25 protein-coding genes are annotated in these 26,907 nt (G+C 63.1%); 10 read left to right on the forward strand and 15 right to left on the reverse strand.

The genetic code is table 11. The features are described from left to right. Positions 1-7: 7 nt before the first annotated feature. Both FYJ74_RS11280 and FYJ74_RS11285 read left to right on the forward strand, forming a co-directional pair. Positions 8-406 carry a VOC family protein gene (locus tag FYJ74_RS11280; protein WP_154529669.1) on the forward strand — a complete coding sequence of 133 codons (399 nt, stop codon included), beginning with the start codon at positions 8-10 and terminating at the stop codon, positions 404-406. After that, positions 403-1,335 carry an ABC transporter substrate-binding protein gene (locus tag FYJ74_RS11285; RefSeq protein ID WP_154529670.1) on the forward strand — a complete coding sequence of 311 codons (933 nt, stop codon included), beginning with the start codon at positions 403-405 and terminating at the stop codon, positions 1,333-1,335. Before FYJ74_RS11280 ends, FYJ74_RS11285 begins: the two co-directional genes overlap by 4 nt. A gap of 246 nt (positions 1,336-1,581) precedes the next feature. Here FYJ74_RS11285 and FYJ74_RS11290 read toward each other — a convergent pair whose 3' ends face one another. The 5 genes from FYJ74_RS11290 to FYJ74_RS11310 form a co-directional block, all read right to left on the reverse strand. Further along, positions 1,582-2,142, reverse strand: a complete 561-nt coding sequence (locus FYJ74_RS11290; RefSeq protein WP_154529671.1) for a chromate transporter — start codon at positions 2,140-2,142, stop codon at positions 1,582-1,584. Next, positions 2,139-2,723 carry a chromate transporter gene (locus tag FYJ74_RS11295; protein WP_154529672.1) on the reverse strand — a complete coding sequence of 195 codons (585 nt, stop codon included), beginning with the start codon at positions 2,721-2,723 and terminating at the stop codon, positions 2,139-2,141. The genes FYJ74_RS11290 and FYJ74_RS11295 overlap by 4 nt, the downstream gene beginning before the upstream one ends. After that, a complete protein-coding gene (locus FYJ74_RS11300) occupies positions 2,720-3,088 on the reverse strand; it encodes an ArsR/SmtB family transcription factor (protein WP_154529673.1) in 369 nt (122 codons plus the stop codon). Before FYJ74_RS11300 ends, FYJ74_RS11295 begins: the two co-directional genes overlap by 4 nt. Positions 3,089-3,249: 161 nt before the next feature. After that, positions 3,250-4,467: a diaminopropionate ammonia-lyase gene (dpaL, locus tag FYJ74_RS11305; RefSeq protein WP_154529674.1), complete on the reverse strand. Its 1,218-nt coding sequence runs from the start codon at positions 4,465-4,467 to the stop codon at positions 3,250-3,252. Between the two features lie 38 nt (positions 4,468-4,505). After that, on the reverse strand, positions 4,506-5,672 hold the full coding sequence (locus FYJ74_RS11310; RefSeq protein ID WP_154529675.1) for a YgeY family selenium metabolism-linked hydrolase: 1,167 nt from the start codon (positions 5,670-5,672) through the stop codon (positions 4,506-4,508). Between the two features lie 161 nt (positions 5,673-5,833). Here FYJ74_RS11310 and FYJ74_RS11315 point away from each other — a divergent pair, with 161 nt between their 5' ends. Next, entirely contained in the window at positions 5,834-6,457 is a 624-nt protein-coding gene (locus FYJ74_RS11315; RefSeq protein ID WP_154529676.1) for an HAD-IA family hydrolase, read from the forward strand. A 173-nt stretch (positions 6,458-6,630) separates the two neighbouring features. Next, on the forward strand, positions 6,631-7,413 hold the full coding sequence (gene ygiD / locus FYJ74_RS11320; protein WP_154529677.1) for a 4,5-DOPA-extradiol-dioxygenase: 783 nt from the start codon (positions 6,631-6,633) through the stop codon (positions 7,411-7,413). A 77-nt stretch (positions 7,414-7,490) separates the two neighbouring features. Here the strand turns inward: ygiD and FYJ74_RS11325 are convergent, their stop codons facing one another. The 3 genes from FYJ74_RS11325 to FYJ74_RS11335 all read right to left on the reverse strand — a co-directional run bounded on the left by FYJ74_RS11325 (position 7,491) and on the right by FYJ74_RS11335 (position 11,678). Then, positions 7,491-9,101, reverse strand: a complete 1,611-nt coding sequence (locus FYJ74_RS11325) for a CTP synthase (protein WP_154529678.1) — start codon at positions 9,099-9,101, stop codon at positions 7,491-7,493. A 130-nt stretch (positions 9,102-9,231) separates the two neighbouring features. Continuing rightward, positions 9,232-10,050 (reverse strand): HAD family hydrolase, encoded by an 819-nt coding sequence (locus tag FYJ74_RS11330; RefSeq protein WP_154529679.1) that lies wholly within the window; start codon positions 10,048-10,050, stop codon positions 9,232-9,234. A 137-nt stretch (positions 10,051-10,187) separates the two neighbouring features. After that, positions 10,188-11,678, reverse strand: a complete 1,491-nt coding sequence (locus FYJ74_RS11335) for an AMP-binding protein (protein WP_195838901.1) — start codon at positions 11,676-11,678, stop codon at positions 10,188-10,190. A 345-nt stretch (positions 11,679-12,023) separates the two neighbouring features. Between FYJ74_RS11335 and asnS the strand changes: the two genes are divergently transcribed. From asnS to FYJ74_RS11355, 4 genes are all read left to right on the forward strand, one after another. After that, positions 12,024-13,331, forward strand: a complete 1,308-nt coding sequence (asnS, locus tag FYJ74_RS11340; RefSeq protein ID WP_154529681.1) for an asparagine--tRNA ligase — start codon at positions 12,024-12,026, stop codon at positions 13,329-13,331. Between the two features lie 296 nt (positions 13,332-13,627). After that, on the forward strand, positions 13,628-15,358 hold the full coding sequence (locus FYJ74_RS11345) for a subtype A tannase (protein ID WP_154529682.1): 1,731 nt from the start codon (positions 13,628-13,630) through the stop codon (positions 15,356-15,358). A gap of 22 nt (positions 15,359-15,380) precedes the next feature. Beyond that, positions 15,381-15,743, forward strand: a complete 363-nt coding sequence (locus tag FYJ74_RS11350; RefSeq protein ID WP_154529683.1) for a VOC family protein — start codon at positions 15,381-15,383, stop codon at positions 15,741-15,743. 254 nt (positions 15,744-15,997) lie between these two features. Further along, on the forward strand, positions 15,998-16,855 hold the full coding sequence (locus FYJ74_RS11355) for a DMT family transporter (RefSeq protein ID WP_154529684.1): 858 nt from the start codon (positions 15,998-16,000) through the stop codon (positions 16,853-16,855). 53 nt (positions 16,856-16,908) lie between these two features. On the opposite strand, the gene FYJ74_RS11360 is transcribed toward FYJ74_RS11355, so the two are convergent. The 4 genes from FYJ74_RS11360 to FYJ74_RS11375 all read right to left on the reverse strand — a co-directional run bounded on the left by FYJ74_RS11360 (position 16,909) and on the right by FYJ74_RS11375 (position 21,348). Continuing rightward, positions 16,909-18,105, reverse strand: a complete 1,197-nt coding sequence (locus tag FYJ74_RS11360; protein ID WP_154529685.1) for a M20 metallopeptidase family protein — start codon at positions 18,103-18,105, stop codon at positions 16,909-16,911. 3 nt (positions 18,106-18,108) lie between these two features. Continuing rightward, positions 18,109-19,506, reverse strand: coding sequence for a YfcC family protein (locus FYJ74_RS11365; RefSeq protein WP_229769474.1), 1,398 nt, complete (start codon positions 19,504-19,506; stop codon positions 18,109-18,111). Between the two features lie 260 nt (positions 19,507-19,766). After that, positions 19,767-20,864, reverse strand: a complete 1,098-nt coding sequence (locus FYJ74_RS11370; protein ID WP_154529687.1) for a GNAT family N-acetyltransferase — start codon at positions 20,862-20,864, stop codon at positions 19,767-19,769. Between the two features lie 28 nt (positions 20,865-20,892). Next, positions 20,893-21,348: a flavodoxin gene (locus tag FYJ74_RS11375; protein WP_195838902.1), complete on the reverse strand. Its 456-nt coding sequence runs from the start codon at positions 21,346-21,348 to the stop codon at positions 20,893-20,895. A gap of 543 nt (positions 21,349-21,891) precedes the next feature. Here FYJ74_RS11375 and FYJ74_RS11380 point away from each other — a divergent pair. Together FYJ74_RS11380 and FYJ74_RS11385 are read left to right on the forward strand one after the other, a co-directional pair. After that, entirely contained in the window at positions 21,892-22,113 is a 222-nt protein-coding gene (locus tag FYJ74_RS11380; protein ID WP_154529689.1) for a hypothetical protein, read from the forward strand. Positions 22,114-22,184: 71 nt separating this feature from the next. Beyond that, entirely contained in the window at positions 22,185-23,051 is an 867-nt protein-coding gene (locus FYJ74_RS11385) for a 2,3-bisphosphoglycerate-dependent phosphoglycerate mutase (protein ID WP_229769475.1), read from the forward strand. 208 nt (positions 23,052-23,259) lie between these two features. On the opposite strand, the gene FYJ74_RS11390 is transcribed toward FYJ74_RS11385, so the two are convergent. The 3 genes from FYJ74_RS11390 to FYJ74_RS11400 form a co-directional block, all read right to left on the reverse strand. Beyond that, positions 23,260-24,324: an ABC transporter ATP-binding protein gene (locus FYJ74_RS11390; protein WP_154529690.1), complete on the reverse strand. Its 1,065-nt coding sequence runs from the start codon at positions 24,322-24,324 to the stop codon at positions 23,260-23,262. Between the two features lie 18 nt (positions 24,325-24,342). After that, entirely contained in the window at positions 24,343-26,052 is a 1,710-nt protein-coding gene (locus tag FYJ74_RS11395) for an ABC transporter permease (RefSeq protein WP_326830942.1), read from the reverse strand. A 286-nt stretch (positions 26,053-26,338) separates the two neighbouring features. Then, the coding region (locus tag FYJ74_RS11400) for an ABC transporter substrate-binding protein (protein ID WP_195838903.1) at positions 26,339-26,907 on the reverse strand (569 nt) is incomplete at its 5' end.

The following is a 26,907-nucleotide window of genomic DNA, read 5'->3' on the forward strand; positions in this document are numbered from 1 at the left end:
TTACCTCATGCGCATCGCGGACTTTGATCATCTCGTTCTCACCACGGCCGATCCCGAATCCTGCCGCCGTTTCTACTGCGGCGCGCTCGGCATGGAGTATCGCGAACGGGACGGGCGCGGCGCCTTCTATTTCGGCGCATGCAAGATCAACGTTCACGCTCGCCCCGCCGAGTTCCTGCCGGCGGCGGAACGCCCCCTCCCCGGCAGCCTCGACTTCTGCCTGATCACTGCGGACGACATCGAAACCGTCAAAGCCGAACTCATCGCCAGAGGCGTGCCTATCGTCGCGGGGGTCGTCGGCAGGAACGGCGCCCGCGGTCCGATGCGGAGCGTTTACGTGCGCGACCCCGACGGCAATCTCGTGGAGATCGCTCAATACGCCCATCGACAAGGGGGCCGACGATGAACGGACATCTGAAAAAGCTTGCCGCCGCATTGCTGCTGTCGCTCGCCGCTCTGTCCGCGCGCGCCGGCGGCAAGATCGCCGTGACCTACATCACGCCGCCGCTCAACGTTCCCTCCATGGTCGAGAAACGCCTCGGACTGTTCGCAAAGCATTTCGGCCGGCCTGTGGAATACGTTGTCCTCAGGAACGGCCCCGAGCAGGCTCACGCTCTCGCGGCCGGCGACGTCCAGTTCCTGCCCGCGACCGGTTCCACCAGCGTGTTCCTGTCCGTCGCCAGCGGCGCGCCGTTCAGGATCCTCGGCATCTTCGCGCGTTCGCCGCGCAGTTTCAAGATCCTCGCGCCCAAGGATTCGCCGCTGGCGCGCCCCGAAGACTTGCGCGGCAAAACCGTCGCCGGACCGCGCGGCACCATCCTGCACGAACTGCTCGCCCTCTGGCTGGCCGAAGCCGGCATGACCGTCAAAGACGTGAACTTCGTCTCCATGAATGTGCCCGCGGCGGCCGCGGCCCTCGCCGCCGGCAGGATCGACGTTGCGCTCGTCACCGGCGCGCCGGCCTGGCGGATGGCCCGCGCCGGTTACGCAGTGCTGCGCGACGGCGACGGTCTGGTCGGCGGCGAAGTGCTCTCCGTCACCACGGAAGCGATGCTGCGCGATCACCCCGACCTGGTGGAAAAATTTCTCGCCGCCCGCCGCGAAACGCTGCAATGGATCGCCGATCATCGCGGCGAGGCCGTGCGCATCGCCGCCGAGGAGCTGGACCTGAACCCCGAAGACGTGGAAGCGCAGCTGCCGCTCTACGATTTCTCCATGGAGATCACCCCCGCCGACGCCGACGGCCTGCAGCGCACCGCGGACTTCATGGCCGCGCAGGGCATGATGGAGCGCGCCGTCGACGTGCGCAGCCTGTTCGCTGCGCCGCGGCCGTAAAAAAGCGCGAGGATGCAAATTCCCGCTCATCGAAAAATCCCCTGCAGCCTGGCGACTGCAGGGGATTTCTTTGCGCATGCGATACTGATACTATTTCTTAATTAAAGAGCCGAACGCAAGGGGGCCGCGGGGGAGATTCACAAAGCGAGCTGCGCAGACCGCGCAGCGGTCGAGGTAGTCCTGAGCGACTGAACTCCCCCGCAGCGCCCTGCAAACTATGTGAGTGCTTTTTATCAAGAAATAGTATCAGTATCCGTATGCGGCGATGCCGAGGGAGGCTGACAGAATGATCAGCGCGATCGGCGATATTCTCCGCCGATGCGGCAGGACGGGAAAGAAAAACGCTGCCGCCAAAAGAGCCGAAAGAGCCATGGCCTTTACGTCGGCTCCGCCCGCCTCCCCGCGCAGGCAGTTACGAACGGTCATGCTGACGCCGGCCGCGAGGACGATGCCGATCACGGCAGGTTTCAGGCCGGATAAGACGGATTGGAAACGTTGGTTGCGAAACGCGGCGCTGAAAAAGCCCATGACCAGCAGGATCATGACGAAAGACGGCAGCACGACGGCGGCAGTGGCGACAAGCGCTCCCGGAATGCCGGCCTGTTGGCTGCCGACGCAAGTCGCCAGATTGACCATAATGGGACCGGGCGTGCTTTCGCTGACGGCGATCCAGTAGGTTAGCCTCTCCTCGCTAAGCCAGCCGTAAGACAGAACGACGTCGCGGATGAGAGGGATGGCTCCGTAGGCGCCGCCGAAAGCGAAAAAGCCCACCTTGAGAAACGCGCACAGCAGATCGGCAAGGATCATTTTTCTTCTCTCCCGGCGCGGAGAAGATTTCCCGCTGAAAACAGCGCGAGGCTCAGCAGGGCGGCACACGACAGAAGCGCGATCGAGGAGATTTTCAGCGCGAAAATTTCCGACGCCCCCATGGTTAAAAACGCGCCGGCCATGAACAGGCGGGGGCGCGCCTTTCTCGGCATCTTCCGAACCATGCGGATCCCCGCGTCCAAAACAAGAAGGCCGACAGACAGCTTGATGCCCTGAAACGCGGACGACACGGCTTTTATTGCGAGAAAACGGTCGAAGCGGGAGGCGATGAGATAGATCACCGCGAAAGACGGCAGCACGATCCCCAGCGTCGCCGCCAGCGCGCCGCCGAGACCGGCCTGGCGGTAACCGACGAAGGTGGCGCAGTTGATGGCGATCGGTCCGGGCGTCGACTCGGCGATGACGACGACGTTCATCATGTCGTCGTGAGTGATCCAGCCTTCTCGCTCGACGCAGAGATGTTCAATCAGGGAAATCATGGCATAGCCTCCGCCAAACGTGAAGAAACCGACTTTCATGAAGACGCGCAGCAGCCGGAGCAGAATGCCGGGCTTTTTCATTGCCTCTCCTCCTTCGTCTCGCGCCCGTCGTCAGTTGAAAAGTCCGATCGACAACGAGCGCCCGCGTTTGGGCAGCTCCGTTCGTCGGGCGGGCATGCCCGTCCGACGGCGCCCAGGTCTCCGATTCCCCGGGCCAGGTCTTGAAGAGTCCGACGGTCGACGTCGTAATGCATAAAATATCCCCGTCTCTGCCCTATGACGATGTCGGCCTCCCGCAGCACTTTCAGATGCTGGGATACGGCGGCTTCGGAAAGCTCCAGCTCGCGGGCCAGCGCGCGTACGCAGCGGCGATGTTCGAGCAGCAGCCTGACGATTTTCAGGCGTGTTCCATCCGCAAGCGCTTTGAAAAGAACCAGATGTTCCATTTTGAAGGCTCCTTTAATTAAGTGTATACTTAATCAGATTTTAGCGGGAGCTTTTGATGAAGTCAACGATAAAAACGTGGCGGATGCAAACCGGGCTGCGGCGAAAGGCTTTTTCTTTCGCCGCAGCCCGGTCGTACAGGTTTTCGATTTAACCTTATCAATCAAGAGACTGAACGGTCCCGCGCGAACGCTCCGTCCCAGACGATGCGGCGGTAGTTGGCGCGGTCGGTGGCGCCTTCGGTGGAAAAGCAGAGCACGCGCGAGTTTTCGTCCAGGCGCAGCTGCTCCTTGAGCCATTTCAGCCCGGGGTTGCGCAGGACCTCGGTCACCAGGCCGAAGGCGGAAGCGCCGCTTTCGCCGCTGATCACGCGCGGGTCGCCGGGCAGCGGCGCGCCGAGGATGCGCATGCCCTGCGCGGCCGGATAGTCGGGCATGGAGACGAAGTTGTCGGCGCAGCGCCGCAGCAGCTCCCAGGCCGTCATGCCCGGCACGCCGCAGGCCAGCCCGGCCATGATCGTGCGCATGTCGCCGTTCACGGCATGGATCTTGCCGTCCCGCGCCGCGGCGGTGTGGTAGATGCAGTCGGCCTGATTCGACTCGACGATGGTGACGATCGGGCGTTCCGCGCCGTACAGATTGGCGAAGAACGCCGCCGCCGCGGCCGGCATGGAGCCGACGCCGGCCTGCAGGAACACGTGCGTGGGCTTTTCGCCGTCCAGCTGCTCCGCGGCTTCCAGCGTCATGGTCAGATAACCCTGCATGATCCGCAGAGGGATCTCCTCGTAGCCCGGCCACGACGTGTCCTGCACCAGCGTCCAGCCGTTCTTCGCGGCGGTCTCGCGGGCCAGTTCCACCGTGCGGTCGTAATTGAACTCGGTGATCGAAGCGTCGGCGCCCGTCCTGCGGATGTTCTCGAGGCGTTCGGCGGCGCTGCCCTTGGGCATGTAGACGACGCAGCGCTGCTTCAGCTTCGCGGCCGTCCAGGCCACGCCGCGGCCGTGGTTGCCGTCGGTGGCGGTGACGAAGGTGGAGCCGTCGATCTTCGCCAGCACTTCGGGGCTGGTCAGCTCCGCGAAGGTCAGCGAATCGGGCTCGAGCCCGAGGCGTTCGGCGACGCAGCGGCCAAGGCAGTAGCTGCCGCCGAGCACTTTGAAAGCGTTGAGGCCGAAGCGGCAGCTTTCGTCCTTGACGCGCAGCGCGGCGATCCCCAGTTCGCGCGCCAGGCGCGCCAGATCGGCCAGCGGCGTGGGCGCGTACTCGGGAAAGCTGCGGTGGAAGGCGCGCACCTTCTCCGCTTGAGCCAGGCCGAATTGTTCCGCCGCCGCGTGATCGACGCCGGCGCCGCGCTCGTAATGAACCGCCTTGAACAGTGATTCCATTTTCGTTCCTCCTTGAATGAACATCCTCGCACCCTTTTTCAGAGCGTCTCGATCAGATGGATATAGAAGCAGCATGCTTCTTCAACCTTTGCGAGAGCGCAGCGCTCGTCGGTCATGTGCGCCAGTTTGTACTTGCCGGGACCGAAGCCGATCGTGGGCACGCCCATCGCCACGGGAACGACGGCGTTGGTGCCGAAGTCCCAGAAGTCGTAGCGAGCGGGCGCTTCGCCGAACGTCTTTTCGTACGCGGCGTTGCAGGCGAGCGTAAGCGGGTGGCTCTCGTCGATTTTCCAGGGATCGTGCTCGGGCCGATAAACGAGCCGCGCGCCGTTCCAGCTGGTATGGATCAGCGTGCCGGGCTCGACGGAAGCGCGTTTGCCGGCGGCCAGCGCCGCCAATTCCGTCGCGACCTGCGCGGTGGTCTCGCCGAGGCGCAGGCGCCGGTCGAGATAGATCTCGCAGCGGTCGGGCACGGCGTTCAGCGACGCCGTCTGGCAGGAGATGTGCGACAGCACGATGGTGCCGCCGCCGTTCTCGCGCAGTTTGGCGTTGAGGGCTTCGACGCGCTGGATGATCTCCGCCATCTCGTAGACGGCGTTGACGCCTCTTTCCGGCGCCGAGCCGTGCGCCGAGACGCCGTGCGTGACAACGCGCGCTTGCACTTTACCGGCGTGACCGAGCGTGATCACGTTGTCGGACGGCTCGCAGATCACGCAGAAGTCGGGGCTGACGCCGCTGTCGCGGTAAAAATGTTCAAGGCAAACGCCGTCGCAGTACTCTTCGCAGACGGAGCCCGTCACCCAGACAGTCTTGCCTTCGAGCAGGGCGAGCTTTTTCGCCGCTCCCGCCGCGCAGATCGACGCAGTCAGGCCGCCTTTCATGTCCACGGCGCCGCGGCCGTAGAGCATGCCGTCCTCGATCTCGCCGGCAAAGGGCGGATGCTTCCATTCGGCCGCGTTCTCGGCCAGCACGGTGTCCATGTGCGAATCGAAGTGAATAACCTTGCCGCCGCAGCCGACGCGGCCGCAGACGTTGCCCGCGGCGTCGACGTATGCCTCGTCATACTCCAGCTCCTTCATTTTGGCGAGGAGTTTCTGCGCCAGTTCGCCCTCCTGATCGGAATAGCTGCGCGTTTTCACGGCCTCGACGTAAAAATCCAGCAGGTCGCGGCGGTGCGTTTCGTCCCAGAATTTCTGAGCGATCATAAAAAAGCCTCCTTCGCGAATGATGTTCCCGAACTGATTCAAGTATATTGATTTTCGCGCCGCAAAGTATCACAATAGAAGCGAAAAATGCAACGTCATTGCGCAAAAACTTCCCCAAACGGTATGAGAGCGCATTGTGCGGAAAGATTCGGAGGAAGATCATGAGATCCGCCAGGGAATACCCAAACATCGTTTTCGACATGGGACACGTGCTGTCCGAGTACGACTCGCGCCGCGCCATCGCGCAGTTCACGGACGACGAGGCCGTGATCAGGGAGATCCGTTACGTGCTGTACTGTTCCTGCGAGTGGCAGATGCTCGACACGGGGCTCATCGACGAGGACACGGCGCTGCGCTACACGCTGCGCCGCCTCAGTTCCGACGCCGTGCGGGAGATCGCGCGCCGCAGCTTCGAGCATTGGGAGGATTACAACCTGTGGCCCAAGCCCGGCATGGAAGAAGTGGTCAAAGCCGTCAAGGCACGCGGCCAGCACGTCTACGTGCTTTCCAACGCGGGGATGCGCTTGACGCGGTGCTGGCGGCGCGTGCTGCCCTGTCCGGATCTGTACGACGGCGTCGTCTTCTCCGCGCCGGAAAAGTGCGTCAAGCCGCAGAAGTGGATCTATCGGCTCTTCTTCGAGCGTTACGGCCTGAACCCGTCCGACTGCCTGTTTATCGACGACCTGCCCTGGAACGTGCAGGGCTCCGTCGACTGCGGCATGGACGCCTGGCAGTTCGCCAGCGGGGACGTGGCCGAACTGCGCCGCGTGCTGGAGCTGGACTGAAAAATCCCCGCTCCGCCGCTCGCGATTCGCGCGGCCGCTGACCGGCGAAGCGGAGATTGTCTTTCGGCCGGGCTGAAAGCGTTTGGAAAATTTTCTTGTAAAGCCGCCCGCAGCGGACTATGATTCGGGCAGGTTCAAAATTCAAACGGAATTTTTCGAAGGAGCCCGTTCCCATGAAACGAATGCCGACAATTTTCCTCGGTCACGGCGATCCGATGATCGCGCTGGCCGACAACGAGCTGACGCGCCGCTTCCGCGCGCTGGGGGAGCGGATCGTCGCCGGGTTCGGCAGGCCGAAAGCGATTCTGGCGGTTTCCGCTCACTGGTACAACGCGCGCACGTTCGTGCAGACCGATCCCGAGCCGCGCCAGATCTACGACATGACGGGCTTCCCGAAAGAACTGTGCGAGGTGAAGTATCCCGTCCGCGGCGACGCGGGGCTGAGCGCCCGCGTGCTGGGCGCGCCGGGGCTCGACGCGCGCGTCGACGACAGCTGGGGCATTGATCACGGCGTGTGGTCGGTGCTGGTGCACGTGTTCCCCAAAGCCGACGTGCCGGTGGTGCAGCTGAGCGTGAACCGCTTTCTGGACGCGGCGGCGTCCTACGAAGCCGGCAAAAAGCTGGCCTTCCTGCGCGACGAGGGCTACCTGATCCTCGCCAGCGGCAACGTGGTGCATAACCTGCGCCGCGTGGACTGGAACAACCCCGCCGGAACGCCCGAAGCCGACGCTTTCGACGAGTGGATCCGCGCGCAGGTGGAAGCGCGCCGCGACGACGCCGTGATCGACTACAGGCGGCACGACGACGCTGCCTACGCCGTTCCGGCTCCCGATCACTTCCTGCCGCTGCTCTACGCGCTGGGCGCGTCGGCCGGCGAAAAGCCCTGCGCGTTCAACGCCGTGCGCACACTGGGCGCCATCTCGATGACCAGCTATGCGTTCGGCATGGATGTTTGAGCCCGCCCGAAAATTTTTCGATAAAAATATCCAGCCCCTGCGTTCGCAAGGGCTGGATATTTTTTCGCCTGAAGGGCTCACCGCGCGGCGGAATGTTTTTCCATCGCCGCGGCGATGAAGGACGCGAACAGCGGATGAGGACGGACGGGGCGGGATTTGAACTCGGGGTGGAACTGTACGCCCACGAACCAGCGGCAATCGACATTCTCCATGATCTCCACCTGTCCGCCGCTTGGACAAATGCCGGCCACTTTCATGCCGGCGGCTTCGTAACGGGCGCGATAGCGCTCGTTGAACTCGAAGCGGTGACGGTGGCGTTCGCTGACGGCGGCGACGCGATAGATTTCGTCTCGCGCCTTCGAACCGGCGACGAGATCGCAGGGATACGCGCCGAGGCGCATGGTGCCGCCGCGCACGGCGACGCCTTTTTGAGCCTCCATAAGGTGGATCACGGGATCGGGCGTGTTGGGGTTGAACTCGCAGCTGTCGGCTTCGGGGAGGCCCAGCACGCCGCGGGCGAACTCGATGGCGGCGACCTGCATGCCCAGACAGATGCCGAGGTAAGGCACGTCGTGCACGCGGGCGAAGCGGGCGGCGAGGATCTTGCCGGGAATGCCGCGGGCGCCGAAGCCGCCGGGCACGAGGATGCCGTCGGCGCAGCCCAGCGTCTTGTCCACGTTTTCGGGCGTCAGTGTTTCCGAGTCGACGGGAACGATCGTGACGGCAGCGCCGTTGGCGATGGCCGCGTGAGACAGTGCCTCGTTGACGCTCAGATAAGCGTCCCTGTTTTCGGTGTATTTGCCGACGAGCGCAATGGTCACGGTTTGGGCGGCGGCATCGCGCCTTCTCAGGAACTGGCTCCAGTCGCTCAGATCGGGATCCTTGGTGCCGTCGAGCCCGAGACAACGCAGCACGAGCGCGTCGAAGTTTTGGGCGCGGAGTACCTCCGGCACGCGGTAGATCGTGTCGGCGTCGCGCTCCTCGATGACGTTCTGCGGCGGCACGGAGCAGAACAAGCCGATCTTCTCGCGCGTCTCCGCCGTCACGGGAAGGGGCGAGCGGCAGACGATGACGTCGGGCTGGATGCCGAGACGGCGCAGCTCGTTGACGCTGTGCTGGGTGGGCTTGGTCTTCAGCTCGCCGGAGGCGTCGATGTAGGGCAGCAGCGTCACGTGGCAGTACAGCACATTGCCCTTGCCGACGCGCGCGGGCAGCTGACGGATGGCTTCGAGGAAGGGCTGTCCCTCAATGTCGCCGACGGTGCCGCCGATTTCGGAAATGAGCACGTCGCACGCAGCGCCGAGCGCGGTAATGCGGCGCAAAATCTCGTCGGTGACGTGGGGAATGACCTGTACGGTGCGGCCGTCGTAATCGCCGCGGCGCTCGTTGCTGATGACCGACAGGTAGACCTTGCCGGAGGTGCAGCTGTTGGCGCCGCTCAGGTTTTCGTCGATGAAGCGTTCGTAGTGGCCGAGGTCGAGGTCGGTCTCGGCGCCGTCGTCGGTGACGAACACTTCGCCGTGCTGGAACGGGCTCATGGTCCCCGCGTCAACATTCAGATAGGGATCCATCTTGAGGATGCCGACGTTCAAGCCGCGCTGTTTCAGCAGCATGCCCAATGAGGCCGCGGTGATGCCCTTGCCGAGCGACGAAACGACGCCGCCGGTGACGAAAACGTATTTTGCCATACAGATCTCTCCTTCGATGGCGGCGCAACCCTTATCTCCACTGCGTGATTCGGCTTTGCGCCGCCGTGGTTGCGTCTCGAAAACGCTTGAAAAATAAAAACGCCCCCGCGGAGACGGGGGCGCGTGACGCTTAGACGACGCCGAGGATCGCCCTGAGGGCGTCGGCGGCGCTTGGGAATTTGACGACATTGTGGTTGAGCTGCGTACCGACGGAAATGAAGTCGCCGCGGCCGAGGCTTTCCATCAGCTCGAGGTCGGCGGGAAGACTGCCGAGATAGAGCGGCCAGCGGCAGCCCAACGATCTGCACAGGTTCTCGAGACCGGTAGCGTCGGGTTTGCGGACAATTTCCGACGTGATGCAGCGTTCCTTGGGCAGATCCTGCCAGCCGAGCGTCCGTAAGGCGCAGTCAAGCTCGTCTCGGTCGCGCGAGGTGCAGATGCCCACGGGAAGAGGCAGTTTGTCCCAGCGGGTCGAGAAAAGCGGCCTTTCAAGGACACGGGCTCCTTCCGGCAGGTCTTCCAGCAACGGCGCCTTGTCGTCGGTCGGTCCGAAGTAGATGTCGTTGTAAAGGGCGACGATGGTGCGGCAGTCGGTGGCGGAGATCGTGGACGTGAAATCCTCCATGCCGTGTCCGTTTTCAGCGGCGATCAGACGGGCCTCCCATTGTTCCGGGGTGGGCAGCGCCTCGGCGAGACGCTGCCGTTCGGTTTTCATGGCCAGGGACAGAAGCGCCCAGGCTATGTCGCCGCGGCTGCCGAAAATGTTGTGCCGGCGCGCCGCCTGCAGGTAGGGCGCCGCGTCGACCGGCTCCGACGCTTCCCGCTTCAGCAACTCGCTCCAGCTGAGCGAGAGCGCGCGGGAAAGGGCGGCGGAGATGCCGGCGCCGTCGACGAGAACGCCGTCGACGCTGAAGACAATACAGTCCGCGCGGCTGGGACTTAGCAGCATGGCTCACACTTCCTTTCGCAAAGGCTTCTCAAGTGAAAACCCCCTTGCCGTCAGCGGGGGCAATTTCCCACGGGAAATATCATACCACATTCTTGAGCGGCTGAGGAAAACAGCTCCAAAAATTTGCGGAGATGGCTCTAGGTGTCGTCACTGTTCTGGGATTCTTCGCGCAGCTTGCGGCGCAGGATTTTGCCGAGGGCGTTGCGGGGCAGATCGGTGACCAGCTTGATGCTGCGCGGCACTTTGTAGTGGGGCAGGCGCTCGCGGCACCATTCCGCCAGCTCGGAAGACGAGCAGGTGACGCCTTCCTTGAGGATGACGAAGGCGCGCACGATCTGTCCCGTAACCGAGCGCGACACGCCGACGGCGGCCGATTCCCTGACTTTGGGATTGGCGTTGAGCACGGTTTCGACTTCCTGCGGGTAGACGTTGAAGCCGCCGACGATGATGAGGTCGCTGACGCGTTCCTGGATGAAGACGTTGCGCTTCTCGTCGACGCGCACCATGTCGCCGGTGTTGAACCAGCCGTTTTGAAATTTCTCGGCCGTGATCTGCGGCGCGTTGAAGTATCCCGACGCGACGTTGGGCCCTTTGACCCAGAGCACGCCTTCGTCGCCGGTCGCGGGGGAGCCGTCGATGTCGCGCAGCTGGTATTCGATGTCTTCGAGCAGCGGCCCGACGGAACCTTCGGGAGAACCGCCCGTTGCCTGCGCTGCGAGGATGGGCGAGCACTCGGTCAGGCCGTACCCCTCGATGGGCTTGCCGCCGAGAAGCTGAGCGATGCGGTCGCGCAGCGAGGGCACGAGGCGGTCGCCGCCGGAGACCACGTATTTGACGCGGCGGGGCTTCCAGCCGGTCTTGGCCGCGGCGCCGCAAAGAAAGTGCAGCAATGTGGGCACCGTCACCAGCAATGTGGCGCCGCCTTCGTCGATGGCGCGCATGGTGCCTTCGACAGGCAGGAAGTTGCTGCGGATCACCTGAGGAATGCCGACGAAGAGGGGCATGAAGCCGGAAACGACGCAGCCGAGCGTGTGAAAGTTGGGCAGCACGTTGAGCATGGTCTGTTCGCCGATGTCGGGAAGAACCTGTTTCAACGCCTGATCCAGACAGGTGAGGATGTTCATGTGAGTGAGCGGCACGCCCTTGGGCGTGCCCGCCGTGCCGGAGGTATAGAAAATCGAGCAGCAGTCTTCGCTGGATTTGAGCGAAGGCACGGCTTTGAACTCGGGCAGCGAGCCCGTGGCTTCGAGAAACACGAGCGGGACGGGCAGCCCTTTCAGCCCTTCGGCATGTTCCTTCAACGCCGGAGCGGCGACGATCACCGCCGGCATGGAGTGCTTGATCAGCGCGCCGAGCGCCTGAGGTCCGGCCAAGGTGTTGAGCGGGGTTACTGAACCGCGCATTTTCCAGGCCGCCATGCACAGCGCCAAAAACGACGGACTGTTGGGCAGCATCGTCACGATGCGGTCTCCGGCGCCGAAACCGGCTGCCTGCAGCCGCTTTACGTTTTCCCCTACGAGACGGAACACGCGCTCCGCGGTCCACCATTCGCCCTCGTACCATGCCATCTGCCGAGGCGCCGACCAGTGAGCCGCAATAACGTCTTCCAGTCTCAATTTCTCTGCCATGGAAATACCCCTCCTGAAAAATTCCTTTGAACTCTCACAAATTTGCCGTGAAAAGCATAAGAAGACCTGCGGGAAGAACTTCGCTGCATAAAAAACGGCGTTTCGACCGCAAGCGGCAAACGTCGTAAAATCGCCTTTCGGCCGCAGCGATTGTCCCTTGGCGTGCAAAAAAAGAAAAAAGAGACGCATTTTCCCCCTGAAAAAAATGTCCCGATCGTGTCTCAAATGCCAGGCAATAGTGTATCATATGCAGGACAAAGTGGAGCGATTTTTTTGAAATCTTTTCGCCCTTTCGTGGGATAATGGGCGACGGACGAAAATATTCAGCGTAGGAGGCTGATTGCGATGGCAGCACCGTGGGTATACATCAAGGATCTGAAAGAACACGTGGGCGAGAGCGTCTGCGTGAAGGGATGGATGTACAACAAACGCAGCTCGGGAAAGATTCACTTCCTCCAGCTCCGCGACGGCTCGGGAACCGTTCAGGGCGTGATGGTGAAAGGCGAAGTCCCCGACGAACAGTTCGACGCCGCCAAAGGGCTGTGGCTCGAAGCCAGTCTCGAAGTCACCGGCGTCGTGCGCGCCGACAGCCGCGCGCCCTCCGGCGTGGAGCTGACCGTGGCCGACCTGAAAATCCTTCAGAACCCCAGCGAAGAGTATCCCATCGGCAAGAAGGATCACGGCATCGACTTCCTGCTCGATACTCGCCATCTCTGGCTGCGTTCCAGCCGCCAGAACGCCCTGATGAAGATCCGCAACGAGATCATCTGGAGCTGGCGCTGCTTCTTCCACGACCGCGGCTTCATGCTCATGGACAGCCCCATCCTCACCGGCTCCATCGGCGAAGGCGCCGACGGCCTGTTCGAACTCGATTACTTCGATCAGAAAGCCTATCTGGCCCAGACCGGCCAGCTTTACGCCGAAGCCGCGGCCATGGCTTTCGGCAAAGTCTACTGCTTCGGCCCCACTTTCCGCGCCGAAAAGTCGAAGACGCGCCGCCACCTCACCGAGTTCTGGATGCTCGAGCCGGAAATGGCCTTTTATGACAACAAGATGAACATGCAGCTTCAGGAAGACCTGGTTGTCGACACGGTGAAAAACGTGCTCGCAAACTGCGAGAAAGAACTGGGCGCGCTCGAACGCGACGTCGAGCCGCTCGAGAAAGTCGTTGCCGGCCCGTTCTACCATCTCAACTACCGCGACGCCGTCAGGAAACTCAACGAGCTGGGCAGCGACATCAAATTCGGCGACGACCTCGGCGCCGACGACGAAACCGTCCTCACCCAACAGTACGACCGCCCCGTCTTCGTCGAGAACTATCCCAAAGACGCCAAGGCCTTCTATATGAAAGCCAACCCCGAAGACAACGGCGAGACCGTGGTCTGTTCCGACCTGCTCGCACCCGAAGGCTACGGCGAGATCATCGGCGGCTCCCAGCGCGAAGAGGATTACGGCCGGCTGCTGAACCGCATGAAGGAACTGAAGATGAACCCCGCCGACTACGACTGGTATCTCGACCTGCGCAAGTTCGGGTCCGTGCCCCACAGCGGCTTCGGCATCGGCCTCGAGCGCACCATCACGTGGATCTGCGGCCTGCCCCACATCCGCGAGGTCATTCCTTTCCCCCGCACCATCTACCGCCTCAAGCCGTAAATCGGAGCGAAAAGCAGCGAGATTCCTCTCCACGAAAATGGGGCCGCTTTCACACGCTAAAAATTTGGCGGGCGTCACGTGTGAGACTCTTACGATGACCTCCGCCGGCAAATTCTTATGCTGTTTTTTGATAGAAAACGGCAAAATAGCCTGCTTCGCTCGCCTTCCGAGTGAGTCCAGTCGCTCGGGATTGCCTTGACCGCTGCGCGACTGACGTTGCGGATCTCTCTCGGAGCGCGCGGGGATCATTCGTCGTTTGAGTCAAGAATTTAGTATTGCAACGCGGGAGGACGATCATGAGTTGCAGAATATCGTGGATTGCGGCGTTGCTCTGCCTGACGGCACTGAACGCCGCCGCTCGGGCGGAACCGGCGGGGATCGACATGACGCGGTGGCGGTATAACGCCGAAGACAACGTGTATTATCAGCTGGGGATCCCTTACTGCGAAAGGCCCGTGGATCTGAATTACCAGACGCTGGCGCTGTTCGTCCCCGGCTCGTATCTGAAGGGCAGCCCCAACGGCGACGGCACCTATCGCTGCGTTATCGACGAAAAAGGTTCCGCGGGCGGGTATCGGGCGGAAAACGCCCCGATCGTGGTTCCCGTGGAGACGCCCGGCTACATGGCTATGCCCGCGCTGACAGACTACGCCAGTGTCAAAGCCTACGCCGACGCGGGCTTCGTGCTCGTTTATGCGGGCTGCCGCGGACGCGCTCACGGCGCGCCGTTGGGCGTCGTGGATCTCAAGGCGGCTGTCCGTTTCGTACGGCGCGAAGCGGAACGTTCAAAGGACAGCGCCGAGCGGTTGCCGGGAAGTGTTGACCGCATCTTCACGTTCGGCATGAGCGGCGGCGGCGCTCAGTCGGTCCTGATGGGAGCTGCAGGCGACAGTCCGCTCTACGCGCCTTACCTGACGGCCATTGGCGCGGTCCAGGGCGTCAGCGACGCCGTTGCCGGAGCCATGTGCTGGTGCCCGATCACCAACCTCGACTGGGCGAACGAAGCTTACGAATGGAATCTCGGCGTTTCGCGCACGGGGTTGAGCGCCGAAATGCGCGAACTTTCCGGCAAGATGGCCGAGAGCTACGCCGCCTACGTGAACGCCGCCGGTTTCAAAGACAGCCGCGGCAACGTGCTGACTCTGGAACAGTCGCCCGACAGGCGCTGGCAGTCGGGCAGTTATTACGACATGATTAAGGCCGAGGTGGAAACGTCGCTCAACCATTTTCTGGCCGACACGCCCTTTCCCTACGATGCCGGCGCGGCTGCTCGGCAGCGGGGCATGAGCGTCATCGGGCGGCTGGATCTGCCCGCCGCGGGCGGTTCCCGGGCGGAAGCGTCCGGCGCGATCGAAGAGCGCGACCATGTCGTCCGCCGCAGCGCGGCGGGCAGCGTGACGCTTTCCGGCGTCTACCGGACCGCGCAGGACTACATAGACGCGCTGAACGCCGCCGGAACGTGGGTGAGCTACGACGCCGCGGCGAACACTGCCACGATCTCCGGCCTGGACGATTTTGTGAAGGCCCTCAAGCCTGCCGCGAAAGCGGTGGGAGCCTTCGACGACCTTGGCGCCAGCCAGGGGGAGAACATGCTCTTCGGCGTCGGCGATGGACAGGGCGCCCATTTTGACGCGCACATGGCCGAGCTGCTCGACGGCACGGAGTACGGCCCCGCGTTCGCCGCCGATCTCGCCAAGACTGACGCGCTGGGTGTCGGCGTGCAACAGCGTCTCGACATGTACACGCCGCTTTATTACCTGCTGGAAAGCTCCGCCGGCTTCCGCACGTCCAACGTCGCGTCCTGCTGGCGCATCCGCACCGGCATCGAACAGGGGGACACGGCGCTGAACACGGAAATCAACCTCGCCCGTGCGCTGGAAAACTGTGAAAGGGTCCGGAGCGTGGACTTCGCCATGGTCTGGGGTCTGAAACACGTCGAGGCCGAGCGCCGGGGCTCCGGCACGGAGAACTTCATCCAGTGGGTCAACGCCTGCCTGGCGGAGGGCGCCGCGCCGCCGGCGCGGTGAAAGCGGGACGGGAGGAAAAATCATGGAAGCGATTCTCGGCAACGTGATGGTCGATTGCAACGACGAAACGGAACTGCAAAATTTTTACGCGGAGCTGCTGGGTTGGGAAAAGTGCGTGCTGTTCGGGCGGCCGGCGGTCAGGAGCTCGGGCGGCGTCGTCTTCCTGTTCACCGGGGAAGAGGATTACGTCCCGCCCGTGTGGCCGGAGGAAAAGGGAAAGCAGCAGAAGCAGATGCACTTCGATTTTCAGGTGGAAAACGTGCCGGAAGCGGTGAAAAAGGCCGAAGCGCTGGGCGCGGTCAAAGCCGCAGCGCAGTTCGGCGGCGGCCAGTTCGTGACCATGCTCGACCCGGCCGGACACCCGTTCTGCCTGTGCCGGAAATGAGTCCGACGTCAAAGAGGAAAAATAATATTCGGTGCAAACTAGGTTTCCGCAATGATCCGCAGAAAATGTTCCACGTGGAACATTTTGCGTCGAAAAAACGGGCATTCTGACGTCGCGGCTTTTCGGCGGCGCCTCCGCGCCCTTGGGCGGACCGGCGCTGCGCTTTTCGGAGCCTGCGCGGCGCGCCCTTCGCTCTGGTATCGTGAGACGGTCTTTTCTGGCTCGCGCCCCTCGTGCCAAAGGAAGTGCTGCTGATGAATTCAATGAAATGGCTCATGGCCGGAGCCATGCTGATCTTCGGCTCGATCGGCCTGTTCGCGCGCCGCGTTCCGCTTTCGTCGGCGCAGATCTCGCTGTGGCGCGCCGCCGTCGGCGGCCTTTGCCTGCTTGCCGCGGCCGTGACGGTGGGCAATGGACTTTCATGGAAGAGAATCCGCACCAACGCCAGATACTTGCTCATGGCCGGCGTTTTTATAGGCATGAACTTGATTTTGTTCGTCGAAGCTTTCCGCTGGACGTCGATTGCCACGGGCACGATCTGTTATTATCTGGCACCCGTGTTCATGCTCTGTCTTGCGCCGTGGCTGCTGCGCGAAAAGCTGGAAAAGCGTACGGCCGTCTGCGTCCTCGTCTCGCTGTGCGGTCTGGCCTGCGTCGCAGGCGGCAGCGGCGGCGCGGGGAGAAACGACCTGCTCGGCGTCGCCTGCGGCGTCGGCGCGGCCGTCTTCTACGCCTGCGCGGTCATGGCCAATAAATTCCTGAGCGGCGTCACGCCGTACGAGTCCACCGCGGCCGAGCTGCTGCTCGCGGCCGCTTTTCTCGCCCCCTACGTGCTCGTCAAAGGGGGCCCCCCGCTGGCCAGTCTGGACGGCATGGGCTGGCTCTGCCTGGCGGCGCTGTGCCTGATCCACACCGGGCTGGCCTATCTGATGTACTTCACGGCGCTGCGCCGCCTGCCTGCCCAGACTACGGCGGCGCTGAGCTATATCGACCCGCTCTCGGCGGTTCTCATGAGCTGGCTGCTCCTCGGCGAGTCGATGACGCCGCTGCAGCTCGCCGGCGGCGCCCTGATCCTCGGCGCGACGTTCCTGAACGAAATGAAAACGGGCTGACGCAAAAAGTCCCCGCTTCCAAACGGAAGCGGGGACTTTTTGCGCGCTGCGCGCTATTGATTGAGGAACGCCCAGGCGCAGGCGGCTTCGAAGGCCGCGCCTTTGCAGAGCTGGGATTCGTCGATGGTGAACTTACAGTGGTGGTGCGGCCAGTCGGTCCCTTTAGCGGCGTCGCCGCAGCCGATGAAGAAGAACGCGCCGGGGATTTTTTCGAGGTAGAAACTGAAATCCTCGCCGCCCATGGTCGGCGGTACTTCGCGCACCATGTCGGCGCCGAAGATCCCGCGCCCGCTCTCCGCGCCCAGCCGCGCCATGGCCGGATCGTTGACGGTGGGCGGCAGGTTGCGGCGGTAATCCAGCTCCGCCGTACAGCGAAAGGCCGCGCCGATGTTCTCGGCCATGCGGCGGATGAACGCCTCGCAGTCACGGCTGATCTGCGGTTCGAAGGATCGGGCTGTGCCGGTCAGCTCCACTTCCGAGGGGATGACGTTGAACGCGCCGCCGGCCTTCATGACGCCGGTGGAGAGTACGGCGCATTTCAGAGGGTTAACCTCGCGGCTGACGAACGTTTGCAGCGCGCAGATCAGCTGCGCTGCCGCCACGGTCGGGTCGTGCGTCTGGTGGGGCGAAGCGCCGTGCCCGCCTTGGCCGTGCAGCTTCACCGTCCACGAGTCGGAACAGGCCATCATCGGCCCGGCGCGCCAGCCCAGCACGCCCGACGGCAGCGGGCTCCACAGGTGCACGCCGAAGATCGCGTCCATGCCGTCGAGCGCGCGGCCGTCCTCCACTACGGCCCGAGCGCCCTGCACGAATTCGGCCGATTCCTCAGAGGGCTGGAAGATCAGCCGCACCGAGCCGCGCAGCCGCGCCTTTGCTTCGCAGAGCATCCGCGCCGTGCCCAGCAACATGGCCATGTGGCCGTCGTGGCCGCAGGCGTGCATGACGCCGGGACGCTGCGAGGAAAACGGCAGCCCCGTTCCCTCCGCGACCGGCAGCGCGTCGATGTCGGCGCGCAGGGCGACTCGCCGCCCGGGGAGTCCGCCCACAATGTCGGCGATGACGCCGGTGGGCCGTCCGCGCGTGCCGACGGCGACGTTCTCGCAGCCCATCTCCGACAGCGCCGCGGCGATGGAATCGCTGGTCTTCACTTCGTCGAAAGAAAGCTCGGGAAACGAATGAAAATGCCGCCGCCAGGCGACGACGGCACTTTCAAGTTCTTGGGCGCGGGCTTTGAAATCAGGCGTTTTCATGACTTAATTCCAGCCGATGGCGATTCCCACGCACATGAAAACCCAGCCGAGCAGCACTACCTTGACGACCAACGGGAACACGAAGCGGAACCAGCGGTCGAAGGGCACGCGCGTCAGAGCCAGCATGGCCAGCATGCCGCCGACGGTGGGATAGCACAGGTTGGTGACGCCGTCGCCGATCTGGAACGCCATCACGGAAACCTGGCGGGTCATGCCGACGAGGTCGGAAAGCGGGATCATCACGGGCATCGTCGCCATCGCCTGGCCGGAGCCGGAAGGGATCAGGAAGTTGATCAGGCAGTGGGCGAGCGACATCAGCACGGCCGAAGCGTAGACGCCGAGCCCCTGCAGCGGCGTGACCAGTCCGTGGATGACGGCGTCGGTGATGTTGCCGTCCTTCATGACGACCTGAATGGCGAGCGCCACGCCGATGGCCAGCGCGCCGCCGGCGACCGACTTGGCGCCCTCGATCATCAGCTCGACCATCCGGTTGGGGCGAATGCCGCCCACAAACGCGCCGACGATGCCGATGAGCAGGAACAGCCCGGCCATCTCGTTCAGATACCATTTCCACCTGAGCACGCCGAAGATCGTGAAGGCCATGCCGGCGACGAACACCGACAGGACGGCCTTGTCGCGGCCGGTCAGCTCGTACTCCTCGATTGGACGCGTCAGCGTCAGTCCCGAAGTGTCCGCATCGGGAACGAGACTCTGGGAAGGATCGCGGCGGATTCTGTCCATGTAGCCGGTGACGTGGAAGCCCGTGAGGATGATGGCGCACAGGCAGTAGAGCGAGCGGAAGGCGATGCCCGAGTAGATGGGCAGCTGGGCGATGGCATGGGCCGTGCCGACCGTGTAGGGATTGATCGGCGAAGTGGCGAAGCCGATGCCGATACCGGCGATGGCCATGCCCGCGCCGACCATCACGTCGCCGCCGAGAGCCAGCGCCACGAACACGGCGATGGGCGTGACGGCGATGTTGTTCTCGAAGCCGACGGTGGCGCCGAGGAAGCCGAAGATGAGCATGACGATCCAGATCAGCTTCCTGTAGTTGCCGACGCCGATCCGTTTCACCGCGTAGCCGACGCCGTGCTCGATGGCGCCGGTGCTCTGCAGCACGTTGAACATGGCGCCGGAGATGAACGTGATGACGACGACGATGCCGGCGTTGACGATGCCGCGGGGAATGGCCGTGAGGAACTGCATCAGCGTCACCGGCGTGGGATCGACCGCATGGTACGTGGTGGGATCGACGACCTTGCGTCCGTTCACGACGACGCGGTCATACACGCCCGGCGGCAGGAAATACGTCAGGACCGCCACCGCGACGACGATCAGGAACAGCAGGATATAAGGATGGGGCAGTTTTTCATACCAGCGCTTCCGTGCAATTTCTGTCATAGGAAATTCCCCTTTCCGAAAATAATGACGGACTATGAAACTAAACAATAGAATAGCACCGCAAGAAGCCGAAATCAAGAATAAAACTGCATGGTGATCAAAAAGAATCAAGTAAAAAACATTTTAAGTCATCAAAACGCCTAAAACTACGGAGAAAAAACAAGCCGCGAAAAAACGCGGGCGGATGACCGGACAGAAGCCGGGCCTTCGCTCCCGCATTTTTTTCGCGGCGTCCGGCGCGGGATTCCGCGCCGGCAAAACTAACGCCGGGAATTCTCCGAAAAAGGATCGTCGTCCGGGTCGTCGTTCCATCGGTACTCGATCTGTCGCGCGATCTCCGCCGCCCGTTCGCGGCCGAATCGGTCGGCGACGAAGCCCAGCGCCATGTCCATGCCGGCGGAAACGCCCGAGGACGCGTAGAACTTGCCGTCCGTCGTCCAACGCGCCGTGTCGCGCCACAGGACTTTTCCGCCGCACGACTTGGCCCAGTCCAGCGCGCGCTTGTTCGACGTGGCTTCGCGCCCGTCCAGCGCGCCGCACCCGGCCAGCAGCGCCGAGCCCGTGCAGACGGACAGGCAGTAGGCGGAGGCGTCGGCCAGCTTCCGCAGCAGGGCGAGAAACTCTCCGTCGCCGGCCAGCGGCCGCGTGCCCCGGCCGCCCGGCAGCAGCAGCGCGCCGCGCGGGTCGGCCGCCGAAACCGGTTCGGTGAGGACGCGCACCCCCTGGGCGTTGACCACCTCGCCGCCGCCGCGCGAGAACCAGCGCAGCCGGTAGTCGCCGACGTGGGCGAGGATCTCCGCGGGGCCGAAGACATCGAGCGTCTCGTAGCCCGCAAAGAGCAGGACGTTCACGTCGAACGGGCGCCCGGGCAGGTCGGTCTTTTCGCGGCGCACGCCGTGATAGGGGCCGTCTTCCACGGTCCCGGCGGCGCGGAAGCCGAGATTCTCGTAAAAACGGTTCAGTTTCGTGTTGTCCGCGGCGCAGTCGAGACGCAGCGCGCGCTTGCCGAGCGCCGCCGCCCGCTCGCCGGCCAGCCGCAGGAACTCGCGCCCCGCGCCGCGCTCGCGCAGCGACGAAGTCAGATTGTGCACGTACAGCGCCGGCAGCGTCGAGTCGCGCCAGCGCGGATCCTCTTCGAGCAGCACCGCCGCGGCGGCCGCTTCGCCGCCGTCTTCGAGCGCGAACAGTTTGCCCTCGCGCAGCATCCGCTCGTAATAGCCGCGCGGGGAGGCTTCCCGGTAGTTCGCGACGTTCCGCTGCCGGATGCCCGTTTCGTCCATCCAGCGGAGGCGCGCCTCGATCAGCGCCTCGATCCGTTCCAAGTCGCCGCCGCGGGCGAGACGAAGCCGATACGTCATGGAAGATCCTCCCGTTTGCTCACGTTCCCTATTCCGTCCCCAGCCACGCCGCGATGCCCTCGTCCGTCAGCTTGTTGGCGTCGAGGCAGTCTTTGACGTCGCTGGCGCAGTGGGCGCGGATCTTCCCCGCGCTGTTGCGCGGGCCGCTGCCGCCGTGCGTGCAGAACGGCCAGACCGTCTTGCCGGAAAAGTCGTACTGCGACAGGAAGCTGACGACGGCCTGCGGGCAGGTGAACCACCATACGGGGAACCCCAGCGCGATGCGGTCGTAAGCGGCGAAGTCCTCCACTCGCCCCGTCAGCGTGGGCAGCTCGCCCGCGAGCTGTTCCTTTTTGGCGACGATCACCGTGCCGGCGTAGCTGCGCGGATAGACCTTCTCCGTTGCGATCTCGAACAGGTCGCCGCCCGTGACGCGCGCGATCTGTTCGGCTTTGGCCCGGGTGGTGCCCGATTTGGAGAAATAGGCGATCAAAAGTTTAGCCATGAAAACCATCCTTTCCGGAAAAAATTTTCGCAGCGCGGCGGACGTTTGAGGGCGAAAAAGCCCGTTCTGCCGCGCCTTTATTGTATCATGCGGGCGTTTTTTTCCGTGCCTGCCGGCTGCGGGAGACTTTTCCACCGCGAGCGGTCCGTTCCGTCTTTTTCGACCGACGACAAAAGCTCTTGCCGTCAAGCCTGCCGCGATAGGTTGATTGTCGGCGGAGATATGCACAGCGCGCAGCCCGCGGGGCGTGGAAAATCCGCTCGGTTTTGCCGGAGCCGCGCGGACTTTTGAAACCGCGGCGCGAAAGGTATCCACAAAAGAGGCGCGTTGTCCACAAGAAAATGTGAATAAGTCGGCTTGATTGTTGATCGTCTTTCCGCAATAATGCGGAAGCTTCGGCCGGCGAAAGTTTTTATACCCCCGCTCCCTCCGCCGGAAAACGAGCCGCCGCTTCGATATTTTTTCGGTGAGAAGGTTTCCGGAGGGAGGCGGTCCCTTGCAGAGATCGAAAAAAATTTCCGGCGCGCCGGCGGGGACGGAACGATGAGACGCGAAGACGTCGCTCCCTTTTTGCCCGTGCTGCGCGGCCTGCGGCGCTTCGCCGCCTGGTTCTGCCGCGACGACGATCCGCTCCACGCCGCCATGGGCGTCCGCCTCGAACGGGCGCGGACGCTCGCCGACGGCGACGACCACTGCGATTTTCGGCTCAGCTTCTGCGGAAAGTCATTCACGAAGGTCATGGAGCAGCCGCCGCGTTTTGCTTGACAAGGGCTCGCCGTTTGGTTATCTTAAAACGGCGAGAACATCTTTTGACTTTTTATCGGGAGGCGATTTGTTTGAAGAACCTGAAACGGCTTTTGGGAGCGCTGGCCCTGCTGACGATTCTGGCGGCTTCCGCCTGGGCGGCGCCTAAGAACGTGACGCTGGTGCTGCTCCGTCACGGCGAGAGCGAATGGAATCTCGAAGACCGCTTCACCGGCTGGTCCGACGTGCGCCTGACCCGCAAGGGCGTAAAAGGCGCGTTCAACGCCGGCATCGCCATGAAGAACGCCGATCTGACGTTCGACGTCGTGCACACTTCGCTGCTGAACCGCGCCATCGCCACCGCCTGGCTGGCCATGAGCGCCCTGGACTGCCGCTGGCTGCCTGTGGAGAAGTTTTGGCGCCTGAACGAGCGCTGCTACGGCGACCTCGAGGGCAAAACCCGCACGGAAGTGGCCGAAGCCGTCGGCAAAGAACAGGTCGACATCTGGCGCCGCAGCTACGACGTGCCGCCCCCCGCCCTGGCTTACGATGACCCGCGCTCGCCCGTGCACGATCCCCGCTATGCCTGCATTGACCGCCGCTTCATCCCCCAGGCCGAGAGCCTCAAGGACGTGATCGCCCGCGAAGCGCCCTATTGGAGCGATACGCTCGCCCCCACGCTCCGCGCCGGCATGGATGTGCTCGTGGTCGGCCACAGCACCGCCCTGCGCGCCCTCTCCTCATGGGTCGAGCCGAATCTGACCCCGGAAGAGCTGCGGAAGCTCGAGATCCCCAATTCCACGCCCGTGGTCTATAATCTCGAGATCACCGACGACGGCTTCAACGTCGTCTCCCGCGAAGTCATGAAGGTCGAGGATATTCCCCTGCCGCCGCCCCCCGAGGCTGACAAACCCGCGGAAAAGCCCGCCGAAGCGCCCGCTCCGGCCGCCGGCAAGTGACCGCAGGCACAACTGAAAACATCGAAAACAAAAAAGCGGCCGAGGGGCGATGAGTTGGAATTCATCGCTCCTCGGCCGCTTCTATCGTTTTATGATATCCATTTTTGATCATATCATCTGAATGCCGATAGCGAACGCTCTTAAGACAAAACGTTCCACGTGGAACATTTTTTTGCGAATCCGTTTTTCAGGCTCCGCTGCGTTTCCGTTACGACAGGATCTGCGTCTGGTCTGCGCCGTCGTCCTCGAAGACGAGATACTCGTCGAAGTCGAGCCACAGCTCTTCGCCCTCGGGGATCTGGCCGTAGGTGCGGCCGGCGGCGATCACGCGCACGTCGGCGGCGCCGATGCGCACGCGGCAGTCGTTGGCGTCGCCCAGATAATAGGCTTTGGCCAGCGTGCCTTTGAGCACGCCGCGGTCGCGGCGCATGAGCATGTCTTCCGGCCGCACCGCTACCGCCACGGGGCCGCGCCGTGGCCCGCCGTAAGCCATCCACTGCCCGCCGGGAAAGTCGATGCGCCCGTCCGAGGCGAAGCCGCGGATGAAGTTGATCTTGCCGACAAAATCGGCCACGAACTGATTGGCCGGGCGGCGGTAAATGTTCGTCGGCGTGTCCATCTGCTGCACCGCGCCTTTGTTGAAGACGATGACGCGGTCGCTCATGGCCATGGCCTCGGTCTGGTCGTGGGTGACGTAGACCACGGTGATGCCGAAGCGGCGCTGCATGTCCTTGATCTCGAAGCGCATCGACTCGCGCAGCTTGGCGTCGAGGTTGGAAAGCGGCTCGTCGAGCAGCAGCACGCGCGGGCTGCACACCAGCGCGCGCCCCAGCGCGACGCGCTGCTGCTGGCCGCCGGAAAGCTCGTTGGGCAGGCGCTTGACGTACTGCGTCAGGTGGACGGCCTCCAAAATGTCGAAGACGCGCTTTTTGATCTCGCCGCGGGACAGGCCCTGGATCTTGAGCGGATAGGCGACGTTGTCGAACACGTCCATGTGCGGCCACACGGCGTAGGACTGAAAGACCATGCCGATGTTGCGGCGGTTGGGCGGCACGAACTGACCGCGGCCGCTGACCACGGCGTCGTCGATGAGGATCTCGCCCGAACTGGGCTTCTCGAAGCCGGCGATCATGCGCAGCATCGTCGTCTTGCCGCAGCCGGAAGGCCCCAGCAGCGTCACGAACTCGCGGTCGCAAAAGACGCTGCTGAACTTTTGGATCACCTGCACGCTGCCGTAGGATTTTGTCACTTCGTTCAACGTAATCGAGGACATGCGAAAAGCGCTCCTTGTCTAAATCGAGAACTCGCCCTTGGTGAGCTTGTTGAGGATCCAGTTGACGACCGCCACCAGCCCGAGGATCCCCGTGGCGATGGCCGCGGCGGTCTGCTGGCTGTGGTAGGTCTGATAGGTGAACAGCTCGTAGCCGATCGTCTTGGTGTCGGTGGAGTAGAGCAGCGTCGACATGGTCAGCTCGTAAAAGCTGGGCATGAAGATCAGAAACCAGCCCGCCACGATCGACGGCGCGATCAGCGGCAGCGTCACGTCCCTGAAACCGCGCAGCCCGCCCGCGCCGGAGATCAGCGACGCCTCCTCCAGCGAGGGATGGATCTGGCTCATGGCCGACACCACCGTGCGCATGCCCATCAGCAGATACTTGATCATGTAGGCGACGGTCATGATCGTCAGCGTGTTGTAGATATTGATGCCGAAACGTCCCGACATCGTCATGATCAGCGCCAGGGCGATGACCACGCTGGGCGTGCCGCTGCCGACCGTGATCAGAAAGTCGGGGATGCGCCGCCCCTTGGCCCGCGTGCGCGTCAGCAGCCAGGCCATCGCGCAGGAGATCGCCATGCCCGCCGTGGCCGCCGCCGAGGCGGCCACGAGGCTGTTCTTGGCCGTATCGAGGATGCCCTTGCGCGTGAAGAGGACGTGCCAGTAGCGCGTCGTGAAGTTGGACGCCGTCAACGCTTTGCCGAGGTTCTTCGTGAACGACGTCATCGCCACCGTGACGAACGGCAGCACCACCACGACCAGCGCGAACAGCGCCACCAGAACCGTGACCGGCAGACGCCAGCGCCCCAGCTCGACGATGTTGGGACGCGTCGACTTGCCCGACACGGTGATATACTGCTTTCTGCCGCACAGGAACGTCGACGCGTACAGCACCAGATTGGCGATCAGCATCAGCGACACCGCCAGCGTCGTGGCGTCCGTCAGCCCTTCCGCCGAGCCCACGTACACGTAGTCGATGATGCGCGTCGTCACCGTGTCGATCTGCCCCGGCGCGCCGATGATGGAGGGGATTCCGTAACACGACGCCGCCGAGACGAAGACCAGCAGCCCCGCGGCGACGACCGACGGCAGCATGATCGGGAAGGTGACCGTCAGCACCGTCTTCAGCGGCGAGGCGCCCGAGATCTTCGAAGCCTCTTCCAGCGAGGGATCCATCTTCTCCATGGCGCGCGAGATGGTGATGAAGGCGTAGGGATAGTAGAACGTCGTCAGCACCCAGACCAGCCCGCCGATGCTGTAGATGTTGAACGGGTTTTCCGCCAGGCCGAAGAGCCGCGCCAGCCACACGTTCAGCGTGCCCACGCGCGGGTTGAGCAGCCGCAGCCAGGCCATCGCCCCCACGTAGGGCGGCACCATGTACGTCGTCACGAACAGCGTGCGGAAGAACCGCCGTCCGTACATGTCGGTGCGCCCCACCAGCCACGCCAGCGGAAAGGCGATCAGCACGCCGAAGACCATCGACAGCCCCGCCGTCGCCAGCGTGTTGCGCAGCGCCTCCCAGTTCAGCTGGTACGTGTAGATGCGCTCGAACGCGGCCAGCGAGAAGGAACCGTCGGCGAAGAACGAACGGACGACCAGATAGCACATCGGAAACACGTTGAACAGAACCAGAAAGCCGACGATCGCGAGGATCAGCAGCGCCTTCGCGTCGAACCGGAAACGGCGCGGATTTTGTATTGTTGGTGGATTCCCGCTCGCAAGCACCCGAACAGCCCCGCCTTCAGGAGATTTTTGTCCGCGCGCCCCGCGGATGCCGGGCATTGGGACGCCATTATTATACAGGAAATCGGAGCGCGAAAGATTTCCGCGCTCCCCGACCGATTCATCATACGTTCATCGCCGGATTCCGTCAAACAGAATCATTACTGCCAATGCACAAAGCCTGACGGTCGTTTCGGCCGTCAGGCTTTGTGCGTAATCCGCTTTATTGTGGGGCGGAATTTCTGTTTTTTTCGATGTTCCGTCCCGCAGTGATATTTTTTGTTTGACCTTATTTAGCGGCGTTCTTGACGCGCTCTTCGAAGTTGGTTCTCAATTCGGCGCGCTCGTCGAGGCAGCGCTGCCAGTCCACGGGCATGGAGTTGGCGACGATGTCGGCCGTGGCGATCGCGTCGTAGGGCGCTTCGGGATAATCCTTGCGCACGGAATGCATCCATGCCTTGACGATGTACTTCTGCCCCTCTGCGGAGAGGAACCAGTCGGTCAGCTCTTCGCAGACTTTTTCGTGGCCGTGGGCGCTCCACTCGTTCTTCACGGTCATGATCGGCGAGGGCACGCAGATCGTGCCGTCTTCGGGGTAGATCACTTCGATGGCGCTGTCTTCCTCTTCGCGCTTTTTCAGCACCGACTCTTCGAGGATCATGATCTCCTTGCATTCCCCCGTCTCCAGCTTGGTCAGCGCGACCGAGCCGGATTCGACCATGACGCGGTTGGCGCCCAGTTTGTCGTAGTATCCGTAGCCGTATTTGTCCTTCAGCGCCGAGATGGCGACGAGCGCCGTGCCCGACGTGAGCGGGTTCGACATGGAACCGACGCCCTTCATGGATTCGCCGGCGAAAT

It is taken from the genome of Pyramidobacter porci (assembly GCF_009695745.1).
GTDB lineage: Bacteria > Synergistota > Synergistia > Synergistales > Dethiosulfovibrionaceae > Pyramidobacter > Pyramidobacter porci.